General features: G+C 43.9%; 2 protein-coding genes and 2 pseudogenes. 1 reads left to right on the top strand and 3 read right to left on the bottom strand.

Annotated elements, in window-relative coordinates; translation table 11 throughout:
- Nucleotides 1-128 precede the first annotated feature (128 nt).
- A pseudogene (locus tag TY03_RS15980) lies at nt 129-587 on the bottom strand (PhoH family protein); the annotation flags it as partial.
- A gap of 161 nt (nt 588-748) precedes the next feature.
- On the opposite strand from TY03_RS15980, the gene TY03_RS15975 reads away from it, so the two are divergent.
- Nucleotides 749-1,429, top strand: a complete 681-nt coding sequence (locus tag TY03_RS15975) for a DUF5715 family protein (protein WP_042371858.1) — start codon at nt 749-751, stop codon at nt 1,427-1,429.
- Here TY03_RS15975 and TY03_RS22535 read toward each other — a convergent pair.
- The gene (locus tag TY03_RS22535; protein WP_148335686.1) at nt 1,411-1,710 is read right to left on the bottom strand and encodes a hypothetical protein; all 300 of its coding nucleotides are present in this window, start codon (nt 1,708-1,710) and stop codon (nt 1,411-1,413) included. The two genes, TY03_RS15975 and TY03_RS22535, sit on opposite strands and share 19 nt — an antisense overlap.
- 41 nt (nt 1,711-1,751) lie before the next feature.
- Nucleotides 1,752-2,073, bottom strand: a pseudogene (locus tag TY03_RS22930) (IS4 family transposase); the annotation flags it as partial.

Raw genomic sequence — 2,073 nt, 5'->3', positions numbered from 1 at the left:
ATATGCACAAGTACCTTTATGGTTTGTTTGGTAGCACTAATTTAGGTGAATCTTGTGACATAACCAAACCTTGAGGATGTTATTCATCCTCAAGTGTTTGGATTCTCTGAAAATAATATGACTGCGGATTTAAGGATCTCTTTGTTTTTCAGCGCACGAACCGCTAGTGCGATGGCTGTATAGGTTTTGCCCGAACCGGCCGGGCCGATGGCAAACACCAGATCGTTCTTCTCAAAACCCTCGACCAGCTTTAACTGATTCTCGCTGCGGGGGATGATGGGCTTACCGGTGACACTGAATACGATCACGTTCCCAATCTTTTCGGCTTGTGGCGCATTGCCCTTAATGATGTCGATGATCACCTCTTCTTTGAGTGAGTTGTAGGCTGCACAGTGTTTTTCGAGTTTGAGGATGTTCTCTTCGAACAAGCACATCTCTTCTTCGTCGCCCATCACTTTAATTACATTGCCACGGGCAACGATGCGCAATTTGGGGTATAGTGCTTTTATTAACTGTATGTTTGTATTGTTGACCCCAAAAAACACAACAGGATCAATGTCTTCAAGAACAATTAGCTTTTCTATCATTGAATCAATTTAAAAGCTCACACACGTGTGTGAAATAGACTGCAAATTTAATGAAACGTTTGAATAGTTGGAAGATTCTTGCCGAATTAATTTGCAAGTGTTTTTTTGTAACAAACAAACAAGCTATATTTGCATCTTTTAAAAATCAAGAACACGAACGGATGATAACACCGAAATATGCCTATCGCTCGCTGCCATTGTCGCTTTGTTGCGCAATCGCTCTCTTACTCTCGGGTTGTAAAGAGAAAGATATGTCTCTAAAACTGAATGAACCCCGCCACATCAAAGGGGTGATAAGTTACAAACGATCGTTTGGTGACTTGAACGATAAACACCTGGAGGCCGCCCATGCGTTAGGCATCCGCCCCATTGCTTCTCGTCAAGAGGCCGAGCAGATGACGGACGGATTGGTGCATATTGCAACGAACGAGCACTACGTGGTCGACTCTTTAACGCACTCTCTCCCTTACTTAGTGCCCCGTGCAGGTGCGTTGCTCGATAGTATCGGTTTGATCTTTCTTGACTCGTTGCTTGCCAAAGGATTAAATCCCAATCATATTATAGTGACCTCAGTGTTGCGCACCAAAGACGATGTGAAACGGTTGCGCAGGCGCAATGGCAATGCGTCCGAAAACTCTGCTCATTTCTTCGGAACCACCTTCGATGTAAGCTGGAAACGATTTTCCAAGGTCGAAGATCCCGATGGACGCCCGTTGCAGAGCGTTGGCGCAGATACGCTTAAATTGGTGCTTTCGGAGGTGCTAGCCGATATGAGCAAGGCGAATAAGTGCTACATCAAGTATGAACTAAAACAAGGGTGTTTTCATGTTACCACGCGATAAGAATTCTGTACCAAGAGTAACTCTCTAGTCCATTTATTAAAGTCCACTTCCGAGGGAATGTCATACTTCTTCCTCATTCTGTTTTTTCTGATCTGCACAGCTCTTGGAGTAACAAAGGTGAACGCTGCAATGTCTTTGGTAGAGAAGTTGAGGAAAGCTAAAGCAAAGAACGATAGTTCCGAACTTCTTATATTAGGATCGAGTCTCTTTATTGCTTCTACGAATTCGGGATAGCCCTTTGAGAAAAGAGAAAGGAATTCAGGACTATTTGATTTCGCCAATTCGACGATATCATTAAATACTCAAGTTTCGGATTTAGAAATCAAGCCGTTTGAGCGTACGCTCGGAGTGCTGCAAGTCGTCTGTCATTTTCTATGATCTGTATCATCAGTTGCTCTTCATCAGCCCCTGTGAGTTCAGCCACGACTGCCACTACTTCTAATATGATTGCCCATATCTTCTCCATAACAGTCAGTTCGTGTACTCCGGCAAAAATATCGTTGAACAACCCACCGATTGTTTCGTAGTCCAGACTCCTTTTTACCGAGGCAAGCAAATTGTAGCGTATCATAACCAGTGATACGTGCGCTATCTGCGAGGAAAAGTCTCTTGCCGAGCATCCTGCAAGATTAAGCAATCGCTTG

Origin of the sequence: Bacteroides neonati (assembly GCF_000499785.1) — a bacterium.
GTDB classification, from domain to species: Bacteria; Bacteroidota; Bacteroidia; order Bacteroidales; family Bacteroidaceae; genus Bacteroides; species Bacteroides neonati.
This window is presented reverse-complemented; position numbering and strand designations above follow the sequence as displayed.

Bases quoted from the DNA above. Each gene is read 5' to 3' on its own strand.
- TY03_RS15975 (WP_042371858.1), top strand. From the start codon at position 749: ATGATAACACCGAAATATGCCTATCGCTCGCTGCCATTGTCGCTTTGT.